Source organism: Paenibacillus vandeheii (assembly GCF_030433635.1).
In the GTDB taxonomy this organism is placed as follows: Bacteria; Bacillota; Bacilli; order Paenibacillales; family Paenibacillaceae; genus Paenibacillus; species Paenibacillus vandeheii.
In genome coordinates, this window is record NZ_JAROCD010000005.1 from 1 (window position 1) to 25,530 (window position 25,530).

Annotated in this window: 20 protein-coding genes; 10 read left to right on the forward strand and 10 right to left on the reverse strand. The window is 45.9% G+C overall.

Annotated features, from left to right (window positions below; all coding sequences use genetic code 11):
* Positions 1 to 134 precede the first annotated feature (134 nt).
* From P5G61_RS10325 to P5G61_RS10340, 4 genes are all read left to right on the forward strand, one after another.
* The gene (locus tag P5G61_RS10325; RefSeq protein ID WP_301246349.1) at positions 135 to 578 is read left to right on the forward strand and encodes a hypothetical protein; all 444 of its coding nucleotides are present in this window, start codon (positions 135 to 137) and stop codon (positions 576 to 578) included.
* Between the two features lie 365 nt (positions 579 to 943).
* Positions 944 to 2,383 carry an ATP-binding protein gene (locus P5G61_RS10330; RefSeq protein ID WP_301246350.1) on the forward strand — a complete coding sequence of 480 codons (1,440 nt, stop codon included), beginning with the start codon at positions 944 to 946 and terminating at the stop codon, positions 2,381 to 2,383.
* Positions 2,384 to 2,657: 274 nt separating this feature from the next.
* The gene (locus tag P5G61_RS10335; RefSeq protein ID WP_301246351.1) at positions 2,658 to 3,890 is read left to right on the forward strand and encodes an AAA domain-containing protein; all 1,233 of its coding nucleotides are present in this window, start codon (positions 2,658 to 2,660) and stop codon (positions 3,888 to 3,890) included.
* Between the two features lie 160 nt (positions 3,891 to 4,050).
* Positions 4,051 to 4,332, forward strand: a complete 282-nt coding sequence (locus P5G61_RS10340) for a DUF6809 family protein (RefSeq protein ID WP_301246352.1) — start codon at positions 4,051 to 4,053, stop codon at positions 4,330 to 4,332.
* Between the two features lie 170 nt (positions 4,333 to 4,502).
* On the opposite strand, the gene P5G61_RS10345 is transcribed toward P5G61_RS10340, so the two are convergent.
* Positions 4,503 to 5,864 carry a right-handed parallel beta-helix repeat-containing protein gene (locus P5G61_RS10345; RefSeq protein ID WP_301246353.1) on the reverse strand — a complete coding sequence of 454 codons (1,362 nt, stop codon included), beginning with the start codon at positions 5,862 to 5,864 and terminating at the stop codon, positions 4,503 to 4,505.
* Positions 5,865 to 6,393: 529 nt separating this feature from the next.
* Entirely contained in the window at positions 6,394 to 7,986 is a 1,593-nt protein-coding gene (locus tag P5G61_RS10350; protein WP_301246355.1) for a catalase, read from the reverse strand.
* Positions 7,987 to 8,164: 178 nt separating this feature from the next.
* On the opposite strand from P5G61_RS10350, the gene P5G61_RS10355 reads away from it, so the two are divergent.
* Complete coding sequence (locus tag P5G61_RS10355; protein WP_301246356.1) at positions 8,165 to 10,147, forward strand: ATP-dependent DNA helicase; 1,983 nt, start codon at positions 8,165 to 8,167, stop codon at positions 10,145 to 10,147.
* A gap of 135 nt (positions 10,148 to 10,282) precedes the next feature.
* On the opposite strand, the gene cysK is transcribed toward P5G61_RS10355, so the two are convergent.
* Together cysK and P5G61_RS10365 are read right to left on the reverse strand one after the other, a co-directional pair.
* Positions 10,283 to 11,233: a cysteine synthase A gene (cysK, locus tag P5G61_RS10360; protein WP_301246357.1), complete on the reverse strand. Its 951-nt coding sequence runs from the start codon at positions 11,231 to 11,233 to the stop codon at positions 10,283 to 10,285.
* Positions 11,234 to 11,546: 313 nt separating this feature from the next.
* A complete protein-coding gene (locus P5G61_RS10365; protein ID WP_301246358.1) occupies positions 11,547 to 11,930 on the reverse strand; it encodes a YhjD family protein in 384 nt (127 codons plus the stop codon).
* A 455-nt stretch (positions 11,931 to 12,385) separates the two neighbouring features.
* Here P5G61_RS10365 and P5G61_RS10370 point away from each other — a divergent pair, with 455 nt between their 5' ends.
* On the forward strand, positions 12,386 to 15,970 hold the full coding sequence (locus P5G61_RS10370; protein WP_301246359.1) for an S-layer homology domain-containing protein: 3,585 nt from the start codon (positions 12,386 to 12,388) through the stop codon (positions 15,968 to 15,970).
* A gap of 498 nt (positions 15,971 to 16,468) precedes the next feature.
* On the opposite strand, the gene P5G61_RS10375 is transcribed toward P5G61_RS10370, so the two are convergent.
* A complete protein-coding gene (locus P5G61_RS10375; RefSeq protein ID WP_064636670.1) occupies positions 16,469 to 16,702 on the reverse strand; it encodes a hypothetical protein in 234 nt (77 codons plus the stop codon).
* Positions 16,699 to 17,736, reverse strand: a complete 1,038-nt coding sequence (locus P5G61_RS10380; RefSeq protein WP_301246360.1) for a nucleotide-binding protein — start codon at positions 17,734 to 17,736, stop codon at positions 16,699 to 16,701. The genes P5G61_RS10375 and P5G61_RS10380 overlap by 4 nt, the downstream gene beginning before the upstream one ends.
* Before the next feature lie 951 nt (positions 17,737 to 18,687).
* On the opposite strand from P5G61_RS10380, the gene P5G61_RS10385 reads away from it, so the two are divergent.
* Positions 18,688 to 19,410 (forward strand): YitT family protein, encoded by a 723-nt coding sequence (locus P5G61_RS10385; protein ID WP_053784366.1) that lies wholly within the window; start codon positions 18,688 to 18,690, stop codon positions 19,408 to 19,410.
* 185 nt (positions 19,411 to 19,595) lie between these two features.
* On the opposite strand, the gene P5G61_RS10390 is transcribed toward P5G61_RS10385, so the two are convergent.
* Entirely contained in the window at positions 19,596 to 20,069 is a 474-nt protein-coding gene (locus P5G61_RS10390; protein ID WP_301246361.1) for a DUF2188 domain-containing protein, read from the reverse strand.
* A gap of 228 nt (positions 20,070 to 20,297) precedes the next feature.
* On the opposite strand from P5G61_RS10390, the gene P5G61_RS10395 reads away from it, so the two are divergent.
* Entirely contained in the window at positions 20,298 to 21,098 is an 801-nt protein-coding gene (locus P5G61_RS10395) for a lipid II flippase family protein (RefSeq protein WP_301246362.1), read from the forward strand.
* 186 nt (positions 21,099 to 21,284) lie between these two features.
* Here P5G61_RS10395 and msrA read toward each other — a convergent pair whose 3' ends face one another.
* Complete coding sequence (gene msrA / locus P5G61_RS10400; RefSeq protein ID WP_301246363.1) at positions 21,285 to 22,247, reverse strand: peptide-methionine (S)-S-oxide reductase MsrA; 963 nt, start codon at positions 22,245 to 22,247, stop codon at positions 21,285 to 21,287.
* 128 nt (positions 22,248 to 22,375) lie between these two features.
* Positions 22,376 to 23,029 (reverse strand): TVP38/TMEM64 family protein, encoded by a 654-nt coding sequence (locus P5G61_RS10405; protein ID WP_301246364.1) that lies wholly within the window; start codon positions 23,027 to 23,029, stop codon positions 22,376 to 22,378.
* A gap of 158 nt (positions 23,030 to 23,187) precedes the next feature.
* Between P5G61_RS10405 and P5G61_RS10410 the strand changes: the two genes are divergently transcribed.
* Positions 23,188 to 24,126 carry a Gfo/Idh/MocA family protein gene (locus P5G61_RS10410; RefSeq protein ID WP_079349505.1) on the forward strand — a complete coding sequence of 313 codons (939 nt, stop codon included), beginning with the start codon at positions 23,188 to 23,190 and terminating at the stop codon, positions 24,124 to 24,126.
* Positions 24,127 to 24,212: 86 nt separating this feature from the next.
* On the forward strand, positions 24,213 to 24,527 hold the full coding sequence (locus P5G61_RS10415; protein WP_024631043.1) for a hypothetical protein: 315 nt from the start codon (positions 24,213 to 24,215) through the stop codon (positions 24,525 to 24,527).
* 40 nt (positions 24,528 to 24,567) lie between these two features.
* On the opposite strand, the gene P5G61_RS10420 is transcribed toward P5G61_RS10415, so the two are convergent.
* Positions 24,568 to 25,386, reverse strand: a complete 819-nt coding sequence (locus P5G61_RS10420; protein WP_285078621.1) for an AraC family transcriptional regulator — start codon at positions 25,384 to 25,386, stop codon at positions 24,568 to 24,570.
* Positions 25,387 to 25,530 lie beyond the last annotated feature (144 nt).

A 25,530-nucleotide genomic window follows, 5' to 3' on the forward strand; every position in this document is an offset into this window, starting at 1 on the left:
CACGAAAATGCTTGGGTTGGAGAACCGCTCACGAATCTTTCACAGAGGAACTGTCGCACTTGGTTTGACAATCTGTCATCTCGAAACCATTAAGAAGATTGGAGATACGAACATGATAAAATATAGGTATACCATTGAATATAAAGAAGATTTTAATGAAGTTATCGTGGAACTTAGGCATAGATTCATTGTTAAAGAATGGTTATCTGATTAGTAATTCTTTGGGATCAGATATATGTGGAGATTTCGCCACGATACAGGAAGGAATTGGAAACTTAATTGAATTACTGAAAGGGAAAATAACGTTATATGAAAGTGGAGGGAATGTGAACTTAATAAAATCTGATAAGTCTTTTACAACTTTTGAAAATATCTTTGCATCAGAAGATGAAGTGGGCAGTACATGTGAAATTGAGACGTTAGAATATGTAAACATACTATTATTATGGGGAAAAGAGAACTTTAGGTATAAAAGCCAGCGAGGTGTTATCTTGAAAGAACAAGCCGGAATTAGCATTAGAGTGGATAAACAAAAAAATATAGTGAGATCAGTGAGGTTGAGAATTAGTATGAAATAATTTTATGTTCTAAACTTGTAACAGCTTGTTCCCATCTGAAAAATGAGTAGGAATGAGCTTTTCTATATAAACGTGAAGTATTGAGAGAATATAGTGAAGGCATATGGTCTTATCATCTCATTCTAAAGATTTCTTAACATGAGTGTGCATGAATATTTGAAATTACTTAACAGTAGCGGCTCAGAAATGGAAATCTTTACGAAAAAGGATTATTTGAATTAAAATATATAAAGATAGCATTAAATATTCTGGATTTTCTTCATCCGAGTGGATGTGATTTCAATAAGATGAATAAACTGTAATTTAATCTCATTCATAACTGTACATAACGACAATATGAAATATATATAAGGAGGAGAATGATCATGGAAGTTTCGCGTCAATTTGACTTAAATATTGAAAAAGTGCTTGAACATTGGACCCCTGCCTATGCGTTACGAGAACTAATTGCTAATGCTTTTGATGAGCATCTATTATCTAAAACATCAGTGCCAGAGATTTATAAAGATGAACAAGGAGCATGGCACATTCGTGATTATGGTCGTGGTTTACGATATGAGCACTTTACACAAAATGAAAATAAGGAAAAGTTAGATAACCCGGAGATGGTGATTGGGAAATTTGGTGTAGGACTGAAGGATGCAATGGCCACGTTTGACCGTCAAAATATCCGTATCTTAATTCGTTCTCGTCATGCGGATATCACCATGGACAAAAGCCATAAGCATGGATTTGAGGATATCGTTACCCTACATGCGGTGATCCAGCCACCATCTGATCTTAATCTTGTAGGGACGGATGTAATTCTATATGGAGTTATAGATGAGGACATGGAACAAGCTCAAGATTTTTTTCTACATTTCTCAGGGGATGAAATATTAGAAAAGACTACATACGGATCTGTCTTAAAACCAAAAAAACAGAATAAATCACGAATTTATGTGAACGGACTGTGTGTAGCCGAAGAAGAAAATTTCTTATTTAGCTATAATATTACCTCTTTAAATGCAGCTTTACGTAAAGCTCTCAATCGAGAGCGGACGAACGTCGGGCGTAGCGCTTATACAGACAGGGTAAAATCAATACTGCTTGCTTGTACCGATTCAGCCGTTGCTAATGAAATGGCAGCGGATCTGAAAAATTACGAAACCGGTTATATCCATGACGAACTCCAGTGGACAGATGTCCAACTCCATGCGTGTAAAATTTTAAATGCTAACGAAAATGTAATTTTCCTCACGCCTGATCAAATGAGGAATGGTGGTTCTTTAGTCACTAATGCCCAAGGTGATGGTTACCGAGTTGTGGTTGTTCCAGAGTCCATTGCCTTTAGACTTACAAAACTCCAAGATATTGAAGGGAAACCAATTCGAGATTTAGATGGTTATCGAGAAGAATTTAATACAAGTTTTCAGTTTACTTACATAACGGTCTCTTCTTTATCGAAAGATGAACAAAAGGTTTTTGCTGTAAAAGAGTTAATCTTAAATTGGCTACCAAGTAGCCAGACAAAGAACATAAAAGAAATCTGCATTTCGGAGACGATGAGGGTAGATTATTCTGGTTTTGAAGCACTTGGATTATGGGAACCTTTAGAACAAAGGATTACCATCAAACGGAGCCAATTACGGAATGTAGTCGATTTTTCAGGTACTCTGTTACATGAAATTACTCATGCGTTTACTGGCGCAGATGATGAATCTTTAGAATTTGAAAACGGATTAACGCAAATGCTTGGTCAACTAACATCCTATGCTATTAAAAATGAATCACCAAAGAAATTTTTAGGGTTATTCAAGTTGTAAAACGGATATCATTTAGGGTAATAATTGAACTGAAGATATTTGAGTTTTTTTACGTAAAATATTACTTGTGTGCACGTACAATTACGACTGTATGGCCCAGCTTTATGCTGGGTCTAATTTTATGTAACTTGACGAGTTATAGTCTCAAATTTCAAAGCTGTTGTCAGTGTCTTACTTATGATTAAACTTTAGCGATAACGTATTAGCAGATATTTTACCCGTTTGACTGGCTTCGCCAGATGTGGTGTCTTCTATTTTTCCTCTTCAAGAGGGAATGTTTGATATCGTTATCTTTGACGAAGCTTCGCAATTAACCGTTGAAAGTAGTATGCCTTCTGTATACCGTGGTAAGGAAATCATTGTAGCTGGGGATGAAAAGCAACTTCAACCATCTAACTTGTTTAGATCCGGCTATGCAGATGACGAAGACGATGATGAAGCAAAGTATGATGTCGACGAGTCTGTAAGTTTACTAAATCTAGCGAAAAGACGCTTTCCAGAAAAGATTTTACAGTGGCATTATCGGTCAAAATATGAAGAGCTAATTAACTTCTCTAACCATGCTTTTTATAATGGGTATGTCCAAATTGCGCCAAATGTTACTCCGTTTAAGAACCCACCTACAATTGTCTGGAAGAAGGTAAACGGTAGATGGTTGAACCAATCGAACGAAATCGAAGCCTTGGAAGTTGTTATGCAGTTGAAAAAGATATTAATCGAACAAGATCAAAAAACGGTTGGTATTATTACTTTCAACGCGAAACAACAGTCTAAAATTCTTGACGTGATTGATAAAACAGTATTAGAAGACGAAGAGTTTAGGGTACTTTACACAGAACAAATGGCTCGTGACTTAGATGAAAGGCTCTTTGTCAAAAATATTGAGAATGTTCAAGGTGACGAGCGAGATATCATTATTTTCTCTATCGCATACGCTAAAAATGAAGAAGGAAAAGTGTATAACCGTTTTGGAACACTCAATCAAAAGAATGGTGAAAATCGACTTAATGTGGCGATTACACGTGCTAAGGAAAGTATAACAGTGGTTTCCAGCATTGAGCCAGAGGATTTGAATATAGCCAATGCCTCCGAACCAGGTCCTAGGCTATTCAAAAGTTACCTAAAATATGCTAAAGCCGTCTCTGGAAATAAAAATGAAGATATCAAATCGGTGATCCAAGAGATCAATGAAACAATAAGCACGCAGACAGTTCAACAATCCGTGCAATTCGATTCTCCATTTGAAGAACAAGTGTATCAGCAACTCCGTAACTTGGGATATGAACTGACTACTCAGGTAGGTATGTCAGGATATCGAATTGATATGGCAGTTGTCCATCCGAACGATTCTTCCAGGTATATTCTAGGTATAGAATGTGATGGAGCTATGTATCACAGTTCGCCAAGTGCTAGAGAACGTGATGTCTACAGACAAAGATATCTGGAATCAAGAGGGTGGATCATTGAGCGAATCTGGAGCAGAAACTGGTGGAAGAATCCTGCATAGATCACCGAATTAAAGAATTAGTTCGAAAGGGAGAGAGTAATTTCTAATAAGAGCTTAGTTATCTCTTCTGAATGAATTCAAGACTGATTTAGCGGATTTCGCGCTAAATCCCTACCTTACCTCATGACTTGAGTTACACTCTCTCTGAGGTGACCTTACCATGAAAGATAATGTGCCAAACCTAATCGAAGATTTATTTCACGGAAACCTGCGGTTGGACGAGTCCATTCATCCTGAGCAGGCCGAGTATCAGGAAATCAATCGCCAGATATCAAACCTGATGCATAATTACAAGACACAGCTCACCGAGAGTGAATATGATGCTTTGGAGCAATTAGTAGACCTGATCGGACAATCTACATCCATGTACGTGGAAGCGGCGTTTGAGCAAGGTTTTCGCACAGGCGGCAGACTCATCATTGAGGTTTTATGCAAATCGTGAGTATCTATCAATCCATAAGTCAGCAGGGTATGCACAGCAACTCAAAAATCCCCTTCTCAATACCAGAAATCTGGTTGGCATGGGAAGGGGATTTCATGTTTAATGCTTATCGTTTACTCCATGTGCACTCAACACACATGTTTTACTCTAACTCCAAACTACGCTACCAACTACCGCGCCCCAATATTCGTACCCGATGGCGTACCCGACCCAATCAGATCACTGCCTGTGGCAAGCTTCAGGAAATTGCCTAGCACAGGTGCCCCATCCGCGCTACGCGTTACCGAAGGCACGAGGGAGACAAAGTCGGCTGCGCTGGCGAGTAGGCCTTTGTCGTTGACGCTTTTTTTGTTTTTCCACCAGACGTTGGTGCTGCTGACGTCGGTTCCGCTGGTTTTGTCGCTGGCGCCGCCTTCGAAGGACAGGTTGTTCGTGAAAATATGTGTGCCTACATCAAAGGCAAAGTTACTTTGACCATTTTGCCAGGACGTATTGTTTTTCATCTGAATGGAACCGGGATTGCTGTTATAGGTGAAGCCGTGTTTTTTATTTTGAAAAGCAATACTGTTCTCCACGATGTGATTCACCGCGATTTTCTCACCGCCCAGCTTGAAGCCGTTACCGTCACTGTTGGAGGTGGATGTGCCATCCGAAGTCTGTCCGTTGTGATGGGCGATGCTGTTACGGATCGTGACGACGCCGATGGCGCCTGTGTCTGTTTTGCTGTACAGATCCCAGCCATCGTCCACATTATAGGCAGCGATACAACCGTCGAACAGGTTGCCCGGGCCTACCGTCAATTTCGCAGCAAAACCGTCTGCATCCTCTCCATCATCCGGATCATAGTTATCATGGGAATAGGAGCGAATAATTTCATTATAGGCAGGCCATTCGCTGTTTGCCGCAGTCGAAGCATAACGGCCGAGCTGGATGCCAGTATCCCGGTTATGGTGAGCTTCAATCTGTTCCAGACGGTTGTAGCTGCCCCCGACAAAGATACCGTTGTCGCCCGCACCCTTCACTTCAAGCCCTTTGACGAGCCAGTAGTCTCCGAACATTTGCAGCCCGCGATTGGTGGAGGCGAACGCTTGGGCGGAGAAATCAAAGACAGGCTTTTCCGATCCGTACGCCACCAGATTTTTGCGTTGTCCCGATGTACCGCTGTTGCCTCGCTCAATCGTAACCGTTTCCGAGAAGCTGTAGGTGCCACCGCGCAGATATATCGTTTTGCCCGGTGCGATTTGCGTCAGCGCGTTAGCCAGTGACGTAGGACTTGCGAGGGTTCCCGGATTGCTGGCCGAGCCGCCAGGAGCGACGTATAGATCACCCGCAGCGAGTGTGGTGTTGGAGGCAGCAATAGAATCAGAAGGATTTTGCAGCCCGCTCTCGATCAGTTCCGCAGCACCGGCCGATCCACCACCCAATAATAATAGAGGGAAAGCGGCACTCAGACAGATGTGAGTCATTTTTGATTTCAGTGAACGTTCAGTTCGTGCATGGACATGAGTAGATGTAGATGGGAATAATTTCATTACGCAAACCTCCTTGGTTAATTGGGAATAGAATGAAGAGCGCGTGACAGTTGTGTACCAGACAGTTAGTCACCGTAGTCGGCTAGAAGCAATCTCTAGGTCACAGGTTCATGGTAAATGCTGTAAACGTTATCATCAATAATCATTTGATCAGATGGGATCTACCCGCTGACAAGCCTCGTATAACTGGTCGGAAATGGAAATACATGTGAGTAGCGTATAATCCTGCGCTCAGTTCATGTTCCTCATTTAACAGGGGATCAACTGAAATGAACGTAGGAAGAGCCCCTTTTCCCAGCAAAAAGCATAATCCATACCTCCAATTAGCCAAAATCAACTTCACAATATTTAAAATGGAAGGGCCGTGCGTGGATCAACTTACAGGTTGCCTGGGTTGGAACACCAAATACCCCCGATAGCAGGCTGCATTAAGCAGTTTTTTGCTACCAGGGGCTATGAAACGAACCTATACGTTGCTATAGAACATGTCGGTTGTCTTTAAATAAGCATTAGCTAAATCAGCCAGTCCTTAATACGGATCTGCTTCATGGCTGTCTTTGGCAGCCTGTTCAATAGTAGGCTCATGTTTGGGTTGAACCGTGGCACTGTCATCGGTTGAAACGGCGGATAATCCTTCGGCTACCCGACGTCCATAGTCGGCATCCGCTTGTGTGAAGTAGGAGATCATCCGCTCCCGGATATCCGGTTTGCATGTCGCTAGAGCATCTACCAAATTGCTGATCAGCTCGTCTCGCTCCCAATCCTCGAACGCCCGGTACGTATCTCCGGCTTGTCCGAAGTCATTGGTACGCTCAATCTTCTCACGAACAAGACGACCCTCAATGGGAGGTTCATGTTCCTTGCCGCGTGGAGCTGCTTCCTTTAGTCCACCGAGCGAGGAGGGTTCGTAGTTGACATGCGGGTTCTGACCCGGTGCCCGATCCACCTGATACTGCATCTGCCCGCCGCTCTGATTGGTTGCCACCCGGTTTTTCGGCGCATTCACAGGCAGTTGAAGATAGTTGGCACCCACCCGGTGACGCTGGGTATCGGAGTAGGAGAAGGTACGTCCTTGCAGCAGTTTGTCATCCGAGAAATCGAGCCCATCCACCAGAACGCCCGTACCGAACGCAGCTTGCTCCACCTCATTGAAATAATCTTCAGGATTACGATTCAGCGTCATTTTACCAACCGGCAGAAAAGGAAACTGCTCCGGCGGCCACAGCTTGGTCGGGTCCAGCGGATCAAAATCCAGTTCGGGATGCTCGCCGTCCTCCATCACCTGAACGCACAACTCCCATTCAGGATAATCACCTTGTTCAATGGCGTGATACAGATCCAATGTCGCATGGTTGAAGTTCTGTCCCTGAATATCGCTGGCGCCCTTCTGAAGAAGGTTCCGTATCCCTTGATTGAGCGGTTCCCAGTGATATTTAATGAGCACGCCTGTGCCTTCCTGATTCACCCACTTGTATGTATTGACGCCCGATCCCTGCATTTGCCGATAGTTGGCCGGAATTCCCCACGGGGAGAAGAGAAACGTAATCATATGGGTCGCTTCAGGGCTGAGGGAGACAAAATCGAAAAATCGTTCCATATCTTGTGCATTGGTCAACGGGTCCGGCTTGAATGCATGTACCATGTCCGGGAACTTGAGCGGGTCACGAATGAAAAAGATTTTCAGATTGTTGCCCACCAGATCCCAGTTGCCGTCCTCGGTGTAAAATTTCACAGCAAATCCGCGCGGGTCCCGAAGCGTCTCCGGGGAATGTCCGCCGTGAATAACCGTGGAGAACCGAACGAAGACGGGTGTTTCTTTACCTTTTTCCTGAAACAGACGTGCACGTGTATACTTCGATACCGGTTCATCCCCGGCCGTCCCATAAGCCTGAAATACGCCATGAGCACCAGCGCCGCGGGCATGCACAACCCGTTCCGGAATACGTTCGCGGTCAAAATGGGTGATCTTTTCGAGAAAGTGATAGTTCTCCAGCGTAGTCGGTCCCCGGCTGCCGACGGTTCGAACATTCTGATTGTCCGTAATGGGGTGACCCTGACGGTCCGTTAATGTCTCAGCTGATTTGTCTGAGGAATGCTCAGGTTGTGAAGAATGGTTATCCATGGAATGGAATGCCACCTTTCCTTAAGTTGGATTCCTGTATATATTTTCCCTGTGGGCAAGTTCTATACATTAATCCCATTAAAAAAAGCTTGTCACCCACCTCATGGCGTGGGATAATTAACTTTTGCCCAGTGGCCTTTTTTGAACGGAAAAATGAAATCGGACCGCTTGTCTAAGAATGGAGGCTGACCTAGGATTGTCTACACAACGTTATCCTTTTGCATATGATCCGGCAGAGCCCTTTGTATCCCGTCTAGGGGAATGGGTAGCCGATGTTTTTTACGATATTTTGCCAGAGTTCGGCTTCGAGGTACGGGATGAACAGATTTTTATGGCGTACCAGCTCGAACGGGCCTATGGAGATAAAAAGACCATTATGGCTGAGGCCGGAGTAGGAACAGGCAAGACGTTAGTCTATCTGCTCTACGCGGTCTGTTATGCACGTTATACGGGCAAACCGGCGGTGATCGCCTGTGCCGATGAGTCCTTGATTGAACAGCTCGTGAAGCCTGGCGGAGATATTGCGAAGCTGGCTGCACATCTGGACTTGGAAGTGGACGCACGTCTGGGCAAGTCCCCGGACCAATACGTCTGTCTGAACAAATTAAGTGCAGTGCGATTCTCGGATGAAGATGAGCCTGTTATTGAAGAAGTGCATGAGAGCCTTCCGGATTTTGTGAATACGCCGGGTACGCTTCAAGCTTTCCATCCGTATGGTGACCGCAAACAGTATCCGCATCTGAACGATCGCCAGTGGAACAAAATTAACTGGGACCCGTTCCAAGATTGCTTCGTTTGTCCAAAACGTCAACGCTGCGGCCTGACACTGTCGCGTGACCACTACCGCCGTTCCAAGGACATCATCATCTGTTCCCATGATTACTACATGGAGCATGTGTGGACCTATGAAGCGCGCAAACGTGAGGGACAATTACCATTGCTTCCTGATCACAGCTCGGTTGTGTTTGATGAAGGACATTTGCTGGAAGAAGCTGCCCTGAACGCACTGAGCTACAAACTGAAACACCGCATCTTCGAGGAACTGGTGACTCGTCTGCTTGAAGGCGAGATTCGTGAATCCCTCGCGGAGCGTGTGGATGAAGCGATTGAGAGCAGTGAACGACTGTTTGCACTGCTGGATACGTATACGGTGGCAATTCCCGGATCGGAACGGAAGGAAGTGCGGGTAGAACCGCCGCTGCTGCGTGAGATTGAACGGCTGACCAACGTATTGGATGCGATCGGAGAAGAATTGGTATTTGAGAGTGGCTTGTTCTCGCTGGATGGCTACCAGATGCGTGTAGTGGAAGAACATCTGGACATGATTCAGTCTGCACTTGCCCTGTTCCGTAAGGAAGATGGGTTCATCTGCTGGGCCGAGGAGAGCGAAGACGAAACGACCTTATCGATCATGCCGCGTACTGTGAAGGAAATTCTGAACGAGCGTGTGTTCAATACCGGCATTCCGATTGTCTTCTCATCCGCAACATTATCCGTGGACAGTTCCTTCCGTTATGTGGCAGACAGCCTGGGAATTGAAGATTTTGTATCGTTCTCCGTTGCTTCTCCATATGACTACGCGGACAAAATGCAGATGAAGATTACGAATGAGGCTCTACCAGGCCACTCCGAGAACGAAAATCGGATGCGTGATGCCGTAACGCTGCTGCAGGAGAGTGGAGGCCGTGCGCTGATCCTTTTCCGTACCATGGAGGAATTGCGTGCGTTCAAGCAGGATATTGCTCATGTTCCGGAAGCACAAGGATTGCGCTTTATGTATGAGGGAGATCGTGAGATCAGTGACCTGATTGCCGCCTTCCAGCAGGATGAGGAGAGTGTGCTGTGTTCCGTCAATCTGTGGGAAGGGCTGGATGTTCCAGGACCGTCATTATCCAACGTCGTGATCTGGTCACTTCCATATCCGCCACCGGACCCCGTCTTTAATGCGAAACGCAGTGCATCGGCAGCGCCTTACGAGGAGATCGACCTTCCGTATATGCTGCTGCGTGTGAAGCAAGGTCTGGGACGTTTGATTCGGACGAGCAGTGACTCGGGTTCTGCGGCCATTCTCGATGAATCGCTGTATACCAAAAAGGAAGCCAAAGACCGCATTGCGGCCCTGCTTCCCGAAGGTGTAGAATGGACAACCCTGGCACACTAGTTCACATTCCGATTTAGATTTTTTAACTGGCTCCTTTCCAGAGGTAGTACTTGTACGCTGCGGATTCAACGTCCGGCTGTGAACAAGCGCTCATTTTGGAGGGGAGCCTTTGACTTGTGTAAGAGTCTATCTTTGTTAAAAAATACCCATGCTCAAATACCGTTCCCCGGTATCCGGCGCAATGCAGAGCACCCGGTGACCTGGCCCCAGTTCCCGCGCGATGCGCAGGGAGGCCCACACCGAAGCGCCAGAGGAAGGGCCGAGCAGCAGCCCTTCCCGGGCAGCAAGCTGCCGCATCGTATCCAGTGCGTCCTCATCGGACACTTGGATAATGGCATCCCACACGTCGGTATTCAGAATGTCCGGAATGAACCCCGGACTTGTACCGACGAGCTTGTGCGGTCCGGGCTCGCCACCGGACAGCACCGGAGAACCTTTCGGCTCTACCGCATAGATGCGAATGTCCGGAAGCTGCTTGCGCAGTTCCTCTCCCGTTCCGGTGATCGTACCGCCAGTTCCCGCCGTGGCAATGAAGGCGTCCAGCTTGCCTTCCATCTGCTGCATAATTTCGGGAGCCGTGGTAATCCGGTGAATATCCGGGTTCGCCTGATTCTCGAATTGCTGGGGAATGAAACTTCCCGGAATGTCGGCCTGAAGTTCTTTTGCCTTGCGAATCGCACCAGGCATCCGCTCTGCCGCAGGGGTGAGTACCACATCTGCGCCGTAGGCTTTCAGAATATTGATGCGTTCCTTGGACATATTGTCCGGCATGATCAGAATGGCCTTATATCCTTTGGCTGCGGCGTTCATCGCCAGACCGATGCCGGTATTGCCGCTGGTCGGTTCAATGATGGTTGCGCCGGGAAGCAGCAGCCCAGCCCGTTCAGCCTGAACGATCAGGTTATAGGCGGCACGGTCCTTGACGCTGCCGCTGGGATTGAAATATTCCAGCTTAACGTATACGTCAGCGGAATCGCTGCCTGTAAGTCTGTTTAGTCTGACGGCAGGTGTCTGGCCGATCAGTTCGGTCACATCTGCGGCAATGCCTATATGGGCGGGTGTTTGATTAGTCGAATTCGAATTCATGATGTACAACTCCTTGATTGATGAGACGTTGAGAGCTAATCCGATTAAACTCAAATCCTACTGAACAAGTCTGTCCCGCCGCGAATGGCTGGCAGGCTTGTTTTTGTTGTAGGAACTGAATTCAGTCCCTGCCTTATTGGAATGGTTGGATATCTCTATTCCATCTTAATGAACAGAGTATCCCCGGGTCAACTTGTTTCGTTTAAGGAGTAGAGATCCGAATTGGATCGGGCATATGAGAAAAAGGTAAGCAGATTAATCAGCCAGAATCAAGTCCAGAATCAAGTCAGGTTAGAATCTGGTCAGAGCTGCATCAAGTCTGCGTCAAATCCATATCCAGATGTCGACTGAGCTCCTTTTTGACTTCATTCCGTGCAAACGTCCACAGCATATAGAATCGCTGCAAATATCCTCTGCACAAATACTGGGTTTCGATTCCATCCACTTGCCGGTTTTCCTCCAGAACTTTGACACCACGGGTTCTCATCTGTTTGCGAAGTACCAGCATTTCCTTGAGTACTTGATTCTGAATACGGGTCAGGGACAGGATGTAGACTTCTGGCATTTTGAGCTGCAACGTATCCAGCGTGCGAATATCCCGTTCAAGCACATCCAGCAGCAAAGTGCGTACAACCATGCTTTTAATCAAACGGTGGTCTTCATCCGCAGGGGATGGGGCGGAAGGGGAGGATGACATACTTTCACTTCCTTAACCTTGAATATAAAATCGATTCAATTAAGAACAAATGTTCCTGTTCTGTATTATAGTCAGCATAAGCTTGGCTCATACAGGTTTCAACCTGAAAATTTTTACAATCCCTTTATTAAGCATAGGACTGATGCCTTGAACCCATTATCTAATACGGGTCCAAGGTCATATTCGGAACACCAATATGTAGCAGAGGACTCAGCACTTTAGCCTAATGTTCAGAATCGGTTCAGAATCAATCGTTATAATATCTGTACATTATGTAGTTACACAGGAAGGGGAGAGCAGAAGTCAGAGATACATACTGGAAGAGTATAAGTGACTAATTCGTCTACCAGCAAAGTAACTAGCTTTTTTAGTAGATTTTGTAGGATGTGCATGTAGATAGAGGTACGGATTGTGGAGTAACAAGCGGATGGTATAAAGCAAAGGAGAGGATGAGAATGATGAATAGGAAGGTGCTAGAGGTTAAAAAGACAATTGCGATGCTGTTGGTGTGTCTATTAGTTTTCGGAGGTGTTCCCGGATTCCAAACGTTGGGCATGGATCGCGCCTATGCTGCGAGTGGGGTTTGGACAGATGTAGGTGGCGCTGGATTCACGGCAGGGCAGGTAGAAAATATTTCGTTAGTTTTTGATCGAGAAGGTACACCATATACCGTTTTTAGGGATTTAGGCAATAACAATAAAGCGACAGTGATGAAGTTCAATTTAGGGCAATGGGAACCTGTTGGAGCGTTTGGTTTTACACCAGGTGAAGCCTGGACTTCATCTCTCGCGTTTGACGCTCAGAATGTACCGTATGTAGCTTACCAGGATATGGACAATAGCAACAAAGCCACCGTTATGAAATTCAACGGAAGTCAGTGGGAAGTTGTGGGCAGTGCTGGTTTTACGCCGGGAACTGCTGTGGATGTGTCGTTGGCTTTTAATCCAAGCAACGTTCCCTATATCTCTTACAGGGATGGCTCTCGGGGTAACAAAATGACGGTAATGCGTTTAAGTGGGAACCAATGGGAAGTGGTTGGCGGAGCTGGATTTTCGGCAGGTGCAGCATATAGCTCTTCCTTGAAATTCAATCCTGCCGGTATGCCTTATGTTGCTTATCAGGATGCAGCTAATAGCAATAAAGCAACCGTTATGAAATTAAATGGGAGCCAATGGCAGGTAGTTGAACGAGCTGGTTTCACGACCGGACAAGCATCAGATCCTTCGTTAGCTTTTGGCCCGGATGGTTCGCCCTATCTTGCTTTTCAAGATGGATCAACAAGTTACAAAGCAACCGTAATGAAGTTCAATGGCAGCCAGTGGGAAGTGGTTGGGAACGCAGGATTCTCATCTGGAAGTGTGTATAATCTGTCTTTGGCTTTTGATCCGCAAGGGGTGCCTTATACTTCTTTTAGAAATTCAGTTAATTTTAGTATGGAGCCTCAGGGTGTAATGATGAAACTTGATGGGAATCAGTGGACTATTGTTGGAGGAAAGCCATTTTCTGCAGGTCAAATAAACGAATCCTCGCTTGCTTTTGGTCCGAACGGAATGCCTTATGTTGCTTATGTAGACGGCAATCAAGAGAATAAAATGACAGTCATGACCCTTTCAACGGAGCATTCGGTGACTTACAATGCCAACGGTGCGACCACAGGCAATGTCCCGGTAGATAACCAGAAATATGAAACAGATGCAACAGTGACAGTGTTGGATAACACGGGAGAGCTGGAGAAAGAAGATTATCAGTTTACAGGGTGGAACACTGCCGCAAATGGGAGTGGTATCAGTTACAGTGCAGAAGATACATTTATCATGATTGATAGTGATGTTACGCTGTATGCACAGTGGCAACCACTGTATGTAAATATTAGTTTTGAATCGAACGGCGGAACCGAGATTGAAAATCAAAAGGTGAACTACAATAGCTTGGCAGTAAATCCTGAGGCTCCGGAAAAAGCGGGATACACGTTCTCCGGCTGGTATCGGGATAGCCAGTTGCTTCAGGTTTTTGATTTTAATACAAATCTGACGGAAAATATTACGCTTTATGCGAAGTGGAAGTCATCTACAGCAACACTCTCAAGTCTGACGGTAAGTTCAGGGCAGTTGACACCGGACTTCTCTGCGGAGGAGCTTGATTACCTCGTGGATATCGAATCCGATGTGACGAGTGTGAGCTTCTCCTTGAGCAAAGGAAATGAAGGACAAGGCGTAATCGTAACAGGCACTACAGGTGAGACGATGACAGATGGTATATACACATATACCGTTACAGATCTGGTATACGGTTCAAATCCTGTAATTATCGATGTTCAAGCAGAGGATGGTAGTAGTAACAGCTACACACTTAACTTTAATCGTATTGACATCACTAACGCCAAACTAAGTGCAATGAATCTAACTAATGTCACATTGTCTCCGGTGTTTAACTCGGAGGTAGAGTTGTATGAAGCAACGGTTAGCAATTCGGTCAGCACGACTGAGATTAGCGTTGAACCAGATCAAACAGGTGTTACTGTGAGAATTAATGGTGTTAGCGACAACAGTACAGTTGTGCCATTAGTCAGTGGAGTCAATACAATCACTATTGAAGTGACTGCACTGGATGGAGTAAGCAAGAAAACATATACGCTGAACATTAAGCGCAATAGTGATAATTCAGGAGGATCGGGTGGAAATGGAAACTCTGGTGGGGGATCAGGCAGCTCTGGTGGTTCCAGTTCTGGTGGAAGCAATACAAGTACACCAGGGACTAACCCTGTCGTAACTCCGCCAACCACTGGTGCTCAGGTGCTCGTGAACGGTAAAGCCGAGAACGCAGGAAGCTTAACCACTAGCGAAGTGAACGGGCAAAAAGTTGTAACTCTTTCAGTGGACGCACGTCTCATTGCACAAAAACTCCAAACTGAGGGGAACAACGCCATCGTCACGATTCCCGTGACAGGCAGTAGCCCAGGAGATCGGATTGTTGGTGAACTGACGGGTCAGACCGTCAAACTCATGGCTGACAAACAAGCAGTACTGGTGCTTCAAACGGATATTGCCTCCTACACGTTACCTGCACAGCAGGTGAATATTGAGCAACTAGCTCAGCAACTTGGTGTGAATTCTGACAATTCTTTGGAGAACATCAAATTGCGCATCGAAATTTCACAGCCATCAGAAGTTGCCATACAAACAGCACAGTCAGCAGCTGAGCAAAATGGATATGCTCTTCTGGGGTCACCGGTTGATTTCAAAGTAACAGCCGCCTTTGATAACAAATCCGTGAGCGTGGATAAGTTCAATAGCTATGTATCACGTACGATTGCATTACCAGGTAACGTTGATCCAAATCAGATCACCACAGGTGTTGTAATAGATGAAGATGGTACTGTACGTCATATACCAACGAAAATTACACAGGTCAATGGGATATACCATGCACAGATTAATAGCTTGACCAATAGTGTATATGCCGTCATCTGGCATCCGCATACATTCACCGATGTTGCCAGACACTGGGCCGAGATCGACGTGAATGATATGGGTTCACGTATGGTGGTCCAAGGCATCACGGACACAACCTTTGAACCGAACCGTGGAGTTACACGTGCAGAATTTGCTGCTATCCTGGTACGAGGATTGGGATTAAAGCCTTTAGAACAGGTTAATTCCTTCAAAGATGTGTATGGAAACGAATGGTACACGGATGCTGTGAACACGGCTTCCAGCTACGGTTTAATCGATGGGTATGAAGATGGAACATTCCGCCCACAGACACAGATTACACGTCAGGAAGCTATGGTACTCATTAAACGTGCTACGAAACTGACTGGAATGGATACGACTGTGCCTGCCGGTGACGTTAAGGAATGGTCTGATTACGCAGACGCCGAGCAGGTAGCAAGTTGGGCGGAGGAAGCAGTATCAACCAGCATCTACACTGGACTTGTGTCTGGACGTGGAAAAGATACGATTGTCCCGAAACAATCGATTACCCGTGCCGAAACAGCGGTAATCATACGCAGGTTACTTCAGCATTCAGGTCTGATCTAAATTCATAACAGAATAGTTTCCAAATTATTTATTTTGATATCATTAGTGAAGCAGGCAGCGCGAGATATGCGTTGTCTGTTTGTTTTGCATATGGTATTGGAGTACATACAGGCTCAAAACGTTTCCCATATAAACTTGAGCATGAAACATAATTTTCTATTTACAGAACATATGTTCTTGTTTTATAATTAAAATACGAAGGGTAGGGGTTCATAACGGTCATCCATCCTCTGCTTCTCCTTCTTTTTCAAAATTATCATTCAGGACAAGCCTTCTCCAAAATAAGGTATAATTTTTGGGTTTTGCAGGAAACCTAAGGGCATAAAGAAAACAACTTGATGTAAAAGAGGAATGGATGAAGAGCTCTTAGTCCGTGGGTACTAACGAGTGTTATGAAGGGATTGCCAAAGCATTGCAACAAAAAAGCCCCTGCCTTGGGCGGCGGGGGCAGATCATCTGCCGAACCAGACGGCAGAGTTGTATATGAGTCTAAAGCGGTTAAGCCAGATACTGAGGCTTCTCGTATAGAGCCTCTTTTTCCAGAATCACTTTGTAAGGTCTTTCCTTACCCTTCAGGGAAGGGCCAATCGTGGTCAAGGGTACGGCCGGTTTGTGGAAACGATCTTCTTCCTTGGGTTCCGGAACCGGTCGTGATGATTCGGGCGCAGAACTGAGGCGTACCTTTTTCTCGCTGCCCCAGCGCTTGCTTATTTTTTTCGTTTCCGGTTTCATTCCGGTTCGCCTCCTAACAAATCGTTGATGGCGTTGAACAGATGACGATTCTCCAAATCCATCTGCTGAAATATCGCCTCATCCGCATCAATATGCCCAATAATGTGGACTGTAATTACATACCTCTTGGCTACAGGATAGCATAGCAGATATTCTTTCTCAAGGTAGTCGTCGTAGAGATTGATCTTGATTTTGTTCTCCCGATAAGAATCAATAACCAAAATTCGCTTCGGATCATCAGGCTGCTTATCGTCGTTGGCGGACAAGTTATATTTTCTCCCCGGTTCCCCAACATTACCACATAATTGTTCAATATGACCACTGTCATCTGTACGGTATATGGCAGTCCCGCGCACGGCAAATGGGGGGTGAGAGACAAAGGCAGTACGAAGGGCATCACTCATTCGCTCGAGCATCTTGGCATCTGCTTTGCGGGTGCGCAGCAATTCCCTAAAGAACCGCAGCAACTTGAGCAGTTGCAACCGCGCTTCTCCTTCAGTTCGTTTATGCTTCTCAATGATCTGCTCTACTTCGGGATCGCTCCAGCGCCCCTGTTCTTCGATGCTGTCTGCGATTTTGGAACAAGCCACCGAGACGGCTGGCGCCCATTTCCCGTCTGAACGAATTTCATAAACCAGTGGATTTAAGCCTAACAGGTCTGTGGGCATACGCAAACCTTCGATCTTGGATGCGTCTTTAATGTCCGTAATATCCTCAGGTAGAATGAAAAAAATACGTTTTCTTCCTAACCGACCCATAAACAAACCCATTTCCAGCATTGTATTATCACGGACAGAGGCATAGTACTTCCCGCGAATTTTCGATATATCATCCGGATGAAAAATAAAAATGGCAAAGTCAGTCGTACGCACTTCTGATTCCAGATCGTCCATAGTATAACTGCTTGGATTAAAAACTCCGGAGTACCAAGGGGTAACTTCGGCCGAGAAACGCAAGTTTTCGTGTACTGCGGCTGCAATCGGCTTCGCTTCCAGCGAGCAGCCAATAAAGACTCTTGGCTTTAACGTTTTCATCAATCCGCCTCGCTTAAACCGTAGTGGGAATCAATTGTTATATTATACCATAAAAAGCAGAGTAAGTCTGGAAACGTTTAGCTGGACCCGAAAACCGATTACGTTTGCTATAGTGTATGTGCAAGAGGGAGATGTTTCCTTTAAAATTCGCGGAAAAATAAAAAATGGACCCAAATTGTCACAGTTGGGTGACTGGACAGTTATATTTGGAAGCCTTAATCATAGAATGAAGGAGCAGGTTGCACCATTAGGTAGAGAAGCTTGTCCTGGTGTGCCTGTTTGGCGGCTTATGCAGGACAATGTGTGCTTTTTGCGCATATTTGAAGGGTCTGCTGTTTCGACCCAATCCCGTCGGTGTTATATAATAGTAGTATAAGCAAGTTAGCTTTGGTGTTTAAGCAGAATGAACGATTACACGTTTTGAATCATGTTGAATTTACATTCACACAGGAACGAAGAGTGCAGAACCCGTCTGTAGAAGCGAAGTGTTCGCCTGAAAGCTTTCTGAAAGAAAGCTAGCATAAGCTATTCAACGAAATTTCCCATTTGAAATATGGGATCAGAAAAATTCGTGGATAACAGCGATCGAAAGAGGGTACTGCAATCGAATTGGGTTAAGTGTGATATCAGACGTTCGACTTTGTGCATAGTGTAATATTTCAATTCGTTTAACCAAGCACAGCTAACCACCAAAAGACAGAAAGGATCAGGATACCATGAGTTCCCGAAGGATAATCTCCCCAAGGACGATCTGGAAACGTTACGATCTCTCTTACACTTAGCGCCCCTTGTAGAGTACACCACCGTAAAGAAAAAAAACGGCTGACTCTGCGAAAGAGGGGATTGGAATGAATAATATTCGAAGGACAAATACGATGATTTCTTCCAGGCTTGCCTTTTGCAGGGTACGGTCGGTGCAAACCAACCTTTACAAACTGCGAGGGAACCTGAATGAAGAGAACATCGTTAACCTTACAACAAGTTAAGACAGAGGCGGGTAAATTCGCCATTATGCTGCTCGGAACATTTATTTTGGCATTTGCCTACTATCACATTAATTTTCAGAATCATTTATCGGAGGGCGGATTTGTCGGTCTGGCCCTGCTTGGAAAATACGCGACAGGTTTATCGCCTGCCATCGGTATGCTGCTGCTGGATATTCCAGTCATGATTCTGGCCTGGTTCATCAAGGGCTGGAAGTTCATGATTCAGGCGTTGCTGGGTGTGGCTGCATTCTCATTGTTCTATGACGGGTTTGAGCGGTACTCCACCCTTGTCATTCCGTTTCACGGTAATCTCTGGATTCCGGCAGTCCTGTCCGGTGTTATCACCGGCGTGGGAGCTGGCATGGTGCTTCGATTCGGAGGAGCGACAGGCGGAGATGACATTCTGGCGGTGCTCATTAGCCGTTGGAAGGGCTGGAAGCTGGGAACGGTTTTCTTTGTCAGCGATGCGTTTGTACTTGGATTGTCGCTTTTCTTTCTACCGGTAAAAGAAACTTTATATACTATTCTGGCGGTATGGATTGCCAGCAAAGTGATAACGTATATGGTCAGTTTCCCGGCTCGTCGGACAGTTACGACTTCTGCTGTGAAGCTGCCCGTGTCAACTGCAGCCAAAGTGGTCAGCGGTGCTTCACAACGAGCTCCGGTGGCTAGAGGGGTTTCGCATTAAACTAACCCCGGCCTTATTCGGAATGAGTCTTATTCGGGTGAGGTCGGCTTGCCTCATACCAAACACAAAGCCCTTTTGCGTGCTTGATGGAATCATTCCATTAGCGGCGAAAGGGCTTTGTTTTTGCTTCAGTAAACAAGTAGGCGTAGTACATTCACATATATCTTATTATAGAACAGACTCCACTAAGGATTGATGGAAGAAGCAATTTGACCATCTTCATTATGGATAATCGCCCGAATGTTCTGTTTTTCACTCTTTTCTTTGGCAGCATCCACAGCTTCGGCTTTGGTTCGGAACGTAGCCAGAGATTTGGATTGGCCTTCTTCCTTGATGGCCCAGCCCGAGTCGGTAGGGACGACATGAATGTTATCATGGCTTTTGGAAGAAGAGACAGGCTCGGAATGACGACGTGAAGATGAAGATTTTCCATGCTCCGATTTGCTGCCTGATGAAGACTGTTTCGTGTCATGCTTGGAGCCCTCTGACTTGGGATGATTTTCATCCCATTCTTCTGCCTTTGCAGTAGCGATCGCAATGGAGCGACCTTCCTCATAACCGTCATCCAGTAGTGCATTGGCAATTTCGATAGCCTTATGTCTTACACGAGGCTCCAGATTTTTCATGGAAACGGGATAATCCTGTTTGTTCCACGGCATATTGATTCCCTCCTGTACAATATAAGTTATTTGTATATTACCCTGTACCCGGATGAATAAACGATTGTTTTGGAGAACCTCCAAGCAGAGGTTGTAGCTTTCTTACATTCTCGCGACCAACTTCTGCTCTGCGCTTTTCTATACTTTTATGTGGATGAGGAGTATAATGCTTCCATACTTAAAAGTACAATAGAATCACAATAAGAAAAATGATAAGGAGATTTACATATGTTTAGTTTGAGCCTGGCCATCCCTATGTTGTTTACGATGCTTATTCATGCGGCTGACAGTCTGTCCTATGCGCTGCGCCTTGGCGGATTGCGTACTCGCATAATTGCGCTGGCCTTGTCCCTGTCCGGGATTTTGCTGCTGGTGTCGCGTACCTCCAATATGGCCCAAGGGCCAATGGTAGGCAATTTGGTGGACACAGCGACAAGCGGTGGAAACCCACACTTTGCAGCGCAACTGCACTGGCTAATGGGTGCGGCTACGGCAGGAACAGCCATAGCGATAGTATGTTTTCCAACCATGGTCAAACTCGCTTCCCGGATGGTCGTTCATTTTGAAGCGGCAGGGTCGATTCCTTCCATGGTTCGAGGCATGTTAAAGCGCAGCAAGATCAAAAATGCAACGTATTATATTACCCCGCCATCTTGGAAGATGGCGAAGCGATTAGTACAACATGGCATGCCCAGACGTCTAATGACGTTGAACATAGCGGTGACAGCAATTTATACGACCGGAGTCCTGTCCAGTCTTTACGCTGCGTATCTTTATCCGGGGCAGGCTGTAGCTGCTTCACAATCCACCGGACTCATTAATGGAGTAGCGACCATTCTGTTAACTATCCTGATTGATCCTCGTATCTCGTTGCTCAGCGACAAATCACTGCGGGGTGAGATTCGGCTGGATCGAATGAATCAGATCTATGGCTGTATGCTCGTATCCCGTTTATTTGGCACATTGCTCGCTCAGTTGTTATTAATTCCATTTGCCTACTGGATCGGCTGGATTGTAAGTATAATGTGATAGCCGCTGTGAAGAGGTAGGTAAGAAGTTGAAGATGTAACCCTGATTCGGGTCTATACAAAAAGGCACACCAAAAAGGGGATTTACCATATGTCATAAACATGACGGGAATCCCCTTTTTGGTGTATTCTCAGCGGTCGATTCGTTAGCGCTTCATGAAATTCCGTTACTTCATTGAACCGTTACTTATTTAAACAGTACGGCGTACTCGGCGTATCCTTCTTTTTCTAGATCCTCTTTGGGTACAAAACGAAGGGCTGCGGAATTGATGCAATAACGCATTCCACCCGCTTCAGCAGGGCCGTCGTTGAACAGGTGACCCAGATGGGAATCTCCTTCACGACTTCTCACTTCGGTACGAATCATGAAGTGGCTGAGATCCGTTTTTTCCTTCACATTGTAGTCCCGCAGTGGACGAGTGAAGCTTGGCCAGCCGCAGCCGGAATCGTATTTGTCAGAGGAACTGAACAGTGGCTCACCGGATACGATGTCCACGTAAATTCCGTCACCGTGGTGATCCCAGAATTCGTTATGAAACGCTGGTTCGGTTGCGTTGTTCTGGGTAACTTCATATTGCAGCGGCGTCAGGCGCTCTTTCAGGCCGTCTTTATCCACTTTGCCGGACCAATTGCGTTCGATAAAGTCTTCACGTCCAGAACCTTTACGGTACCGTTTATAGTGCGCAGGGTTTTTGTGATGATAACCTTGGTGATGCTCCTCTGCTTCATAGAACGTTTTCGCTGGCAAAATCGGGGTGAAGATGGGTTTGTCAAAACGTCCGCTTTGTGCCAAAGCTTCTTTGGATGCTTCTGCAATCTGGCGCTGCTCTTCACTGTGATAGAAGATGGCCGTCTGATAAGATGAGCCACGGTCATGGAATTGCCCACCGGTATCCGTTGGATCGATCTGTTGCCAGAACAATTCAACGAGCTTCTCATAGGGGAAGATAGCCGGGTCGAACGTAATTTGAACAGCCTCAACGTGACCTGTCGTTTCCGAGCAGACCTCCTCATATGTTGGGTTCTCCGTATGTCCTCCTGTATAACCCGATACAATCTTGTGAATGCCGGGCAGTTCCTCGAAGGGGGATACCATACACCAGAAGCACCCGCCTGCAAAAGTTGCTTTTTCACTTGAATATTGTTCCATGCTATAGTCACTCCATTTCTGATGAAGAATGATATTTTGGCTTACTCTTCTATTATATCCCGAATTGGCAAGCCAACCAAGCAGGATCGTAAAGAGGATGAATCAGAACTGTTTCTGACGGGTCCGATTTAGACTTTTTTACGAGAGCGCAGGCGAAACAAGAGCAACATGATCGTCATGAATACCAGATAACCACCAAGGATCAAAAGACTCAGCCAGATCGATGATTCTGCTTGCGCACCCACGTAGGCAAAAACAAAAATCGCAGGCAGTTTGCCAATCGCCGTCGCGACCATAAAGACCCAGAATGGGGTGTAGGTAATGCCCGCATAGATATTAACCGCCATTTGGGGCACGATGGGCAGCAGCCGCATAGACATGATACCCATGAATGGATGAGCCTCCATCCATGTTGTAAATCGATTCAAACCTCGAATGCGTTCGAGGTAGGATCTGGCTTGATTTCTGAATATCGTTCTCGCTCCAGTGTATACCAACAGTGCAGCAAGTGTGGTTCCAAGCCAGCATATCCAGGCTGCTGTTGCGGTACCGTAACTATAGCCAAAGGCAATAATGACGATTTTGTACGGAATTACGGGTACAAGAGCAAATAACGTCGCCATGGCGAGTAAAAGTGGAATGGACTGATGCAGATCGGTCCAGGCCAGCAGTTCATATCTGTAAATAAACGTGACTCCCGCAAGTAAAACATATAAGAGGAGCCATAACCATTTTCGCAAAATCCCAAACGCTCCTTTCAGATCAGGAAAGTCCATGTTCATCCCGATCCGTATCACTTTCTCTCTAAAGTTTACCACGTTCGACTAACGGATGGACAATTCGCGCAGGCTCTGGGCTCAATCACTGGCATGTTGCTGCCCGAAGGGTTACACTATAGGACGTAGAATTATAGAACTCATCTGAAGGTGGAATGATCATAATGGAAACAACCAAGCGAACCCGTGCTGCGATCATCGGACTCGGGGATATTGCACGTAAAGTATATTTACCGCTGTTGACTGCCCACTCGAACGTGGAAATCACGGGGATTATGAACCGTTCTCCCGAGCCGGTGAAGGAAATTCAGCATACCTATAGATTGAACAATGGCACAACGGATATGAAAGAATTGTTGTCCTGGGATCTGGATGCGGTGTTTGTACATACAGCGACAGAAGCTCATTTTGACATTGTCATGCAATGTCTGGAGCGGGGGCTGGCTGTATACGTGGACAAACCTCTGTCCTATACGTTGCGGGAGTCGGAAGAAATGACCGCTTTTGCCGAAGCGCAAGGCCTGTTGCTGGCCGTAGGATTTAACCGGAGATTTGCACCATTGTATCAAAACGCGAAAGATTGGATGCAGGCTGGACAAGGCTTCGAATCTCTGACAGTCACGAAGCATCGGACGGGTATTCAGGATCGTCCGGCTGCGGAAACTATTTATGATGATCTGATCCATATCCTTGACCTGATGTTATGGTATTCGGATCACAATGTGCAGCTGCTCCATCAGTGGATACGCAAAAATGAACTGGACCGATTACTGCATGCGGCAGGGTCAGCCAAGCTGGGCAGAACGGCATATGGCAGATTTGATATGGTACGCCAAGCTGGAGCTGATTTGGAGAAGCTTGAGTTGTATGGCGGGGGAAGATCGGTAGAAGTGATGAACATGGAAATAGCAAAGTATGAGGAACGCGGTGCACAGGAACGCAAGGAAACCTTTGGCAGTTGGGAAAGTATTTTGACCCGGAGAGGCTTCACGGGAGCAATTGATCAATTTTTGGCAAACCTGGAGACCCCGGATGACTGTGCAATCAGTGCGAGTCACGTCATGGACAGCCATGACTTGGCCGAACAGCTGATCCGCGGTTGATCTTGGAGCAGAGGATAGTGTGGGAGTGTGAATGTAGACTTCCGCACCAATGATTCATTAAACCATATTGGAGGAACAATAACACCATGGATGAATATGAAAAAGAACGCAACAAACAGATTGAGGAAGCCGTAATTGAGACGTATAAACAGGAAGAGGAAATGATGATTCTGGTATTTGCCCAGTGGTGTGTCAATCAAGGACTGGATCCGGAAGAGATGTACCGGCAAGCCTACCCGGAACAGCTGAGCAACGAGCGTTTGCAGCAGGTGCTGAAGCTGGTTGTATCCAAGGAGGAAGCCGGTGACATTCCGGACGATACCGTATTGGGCGTACTGTCCATGTTTGGCAACGAAGATTTGGCAATGGTAGTATCTGAGGCGATTGCCGCGCGCAAATAAGTTTCGGTTACGAATAATACGTATTAATGAAGTGAAGCGATTACATCTGTTCCCGGTGAATGACTCGGAATTCTTTGGGCGACATGCCAAAACGGGAGCGAAACACCCGATGGAAATACGTATAATTGTTAAAGCCGGAAGATTCGGCTACATGTTCAAGCGTCATGGGACTGAAAATAATCCGTTCTCTGGCCATATTCAGCCGTACATCAAGCGTATACTGCATAATGCTTTTACCAAACGCTTCTTTGAAAAGATGAACTCCCCGTGAAACACTGATTCCAATATGGGTAGCAATATCTTCAAGCTTGAATAGAGAAGAAGCGTTCTCTTCAATATAACTTTTAATCTCATACGCCACATAGTTGGTATTGGTATTCGTCGGATGCTCCGAGAGCAAACGATCCACTTCAAGACATAGAATGCGCATATAATAACTGGAGATTTCAGGGTAAGGATTGGAAATACGGCGCTGCTCCAGTACGAGCTGGCGAAACAGGGTGAGCAGGCTTTCAGTCAGCTGCACCTTGATCCGGTTCGGCCTCTTGTGATGTTGCCACCACTCATCCACCCAGTCCCCATTGAAGAAAATGTGGTAATCACCACTCTCCACAAGTCGTTCACCCATCGGATTTTTCTCTTTGTCTACTCTTAGTTCATACGGTTCATCAGGATTATAAAGAAGCAGATCACCCGCATCAACAAGCGACATGACGCCGTCTATACGGGCTCGGCAGCGTCCATCCGTCTGGAGTCTCATCAGGTAATTCTTTACTCCCTCAGGGTGCAAGCCTATATAAGGTTTGCGATGAAACGAGAAGCCTGCTGTAAGAACCTGGCAGGAATAATCAGTCGGCATTGGCATACTCCTTGCAATTTGAAAATTATGACCAGATAGTTCATGTTTCGATCATATTATTCATTTTAATTGAAGCCGAAACGGAATACCATAGAATTAAATTCAAGTGCAAAAATCTAGCGCAAAACCTTCAATTACAAATAT

Bases quoted from the DNA above. Each gene is read 5' to 3' on its own strand.
- P5G61_RS10330 (WP_301246350.1), top strand. From the start codon at position 944: ATGGAAGTTTCGCGTCAATTTGACTTAAATATTGAAAAAGTGCTTGAA.
- P5G61_RS10335 (WP_301246351.1), top strand. From the start codon at position 2,658: ATGTTTGATATCGTTATCTTTGACGAAGCTTCGCAATTAACCGTTGAA.
- P5G61_RS10340 (WP_301246352.1), top strand. From the start codon at position 4,051: ATGAAAGATAATGTGCCAAACCTAATCGAAGATTTATTTCACGGAAAC.
- P5G61_RS10345 (WP_301246353.1), bottom strand. From the start codon at position 5,864: ATGAAATTATTCCCATCTACATCTACTCATGTCCATGCACGAACTGAA.
- P5G61_RS10350 (WP_301246355.1), bottom strand. From the start codon at position 7,986: ATGGATAACCATTCTTCACAACCTGAGCATTCCTCAGACAAATCAGCT.
- P5G61_RS10355 (WP_301246356.1), top strand. From the start codon at position 8,165: ATGGAGGCTGACCTAGGATTGTCTACACAACGTTATCCTTTTGCATAT.
- cysK (WP_301246357.1), bottom strand. From the start codon at position 11,233: ATGAATTCGAATTCGACTAATCAAACACCCGCCCATATAGGCATTGCC.
- P5G61_RS10365 (WP_301246358.1), bottom strand. From the start codon at position 11,930: ATGTCATCCTCCCCTTCCGCCCCATCCCCTGCGGATGAAGACCACCGT.
- P5G61_RS10370 (WP_301246359.1), top strand. From the start codon at position 12,386: ATGATGAATAGGAAGGTGCTAGAGGTTAAAAAGACAATTGCGATGCTG.
- P5G61_RS10375 (WP_064636670.1), bottom strand. From the start codon at position 16,702: ATGAAACCGGAAACGAAAAAAATAAGCAAGCGCTGGGGCAGCGAGAAA.
- P5G61_RS10380 (WP_301246360.1), bottom strand. From the start codon at position 17,736: ATGAAAACGTTAAAGCCAAGAGTCTTTATTGGCTGCTCGCTGGAAGCG.
- P5G61_RS10385 (WP_053784366.1), top strand. From the start codon at position 18,688: ATGAAGAGAACATCGTTAACCTTACAACAAGTTAAGACAGAGGCGGGT.
- P5G61_RS10390 (WP_301246361.1), bottom strand. From the start codon at position 20,069: ATGCCGTGGAACAAACAGGATTATCCCGTTTCCATGAAAAATCTGGAG.
- P5G61_RS10395 (WP_301246362.1), top strand. From the start codon at position 20,298: ATGTTTAGTTTGAGCCTGGCCATCCCTATGTTGTTTACGATGCTTATT.
- msrA (WP_301246363.1), bottom strand. From the start codon at position 22,247: ATGGAACAATATTCAAGTGAAAAAGCAACTTTTGCAGGCGGGTGCTTC.
- P5G61_RS10405 (WP_301246364.1), bottom strand. From the start codon at position 23,029: ATGAACATGGACTTTCCTGATCTGAAAGGAGCGTTTGGGATTTTGCGA.
- P5G61_RS10410 (WP_079349505.1), top strand. From the start codon at position 23,188: ATGGAAACAACCAAGCGAACCCGTGCTGCGATCATCGGACTCGGGGAT.
- P5G61_RS10415 (WP_024631043.1), top strand. From the start codon at position 24,213: ATGGATGAATATGAAAAAGAACGCAACAAACAGATTGAGGAAGCCGTA.
- P5G61_RS10420 (WP_285078621.1), bottom strand. From the start codon at position 25,386: ATGCCGACTGATTATTCCTGCCAGGTTCTTACAGCAGGCTTCTCGTTT.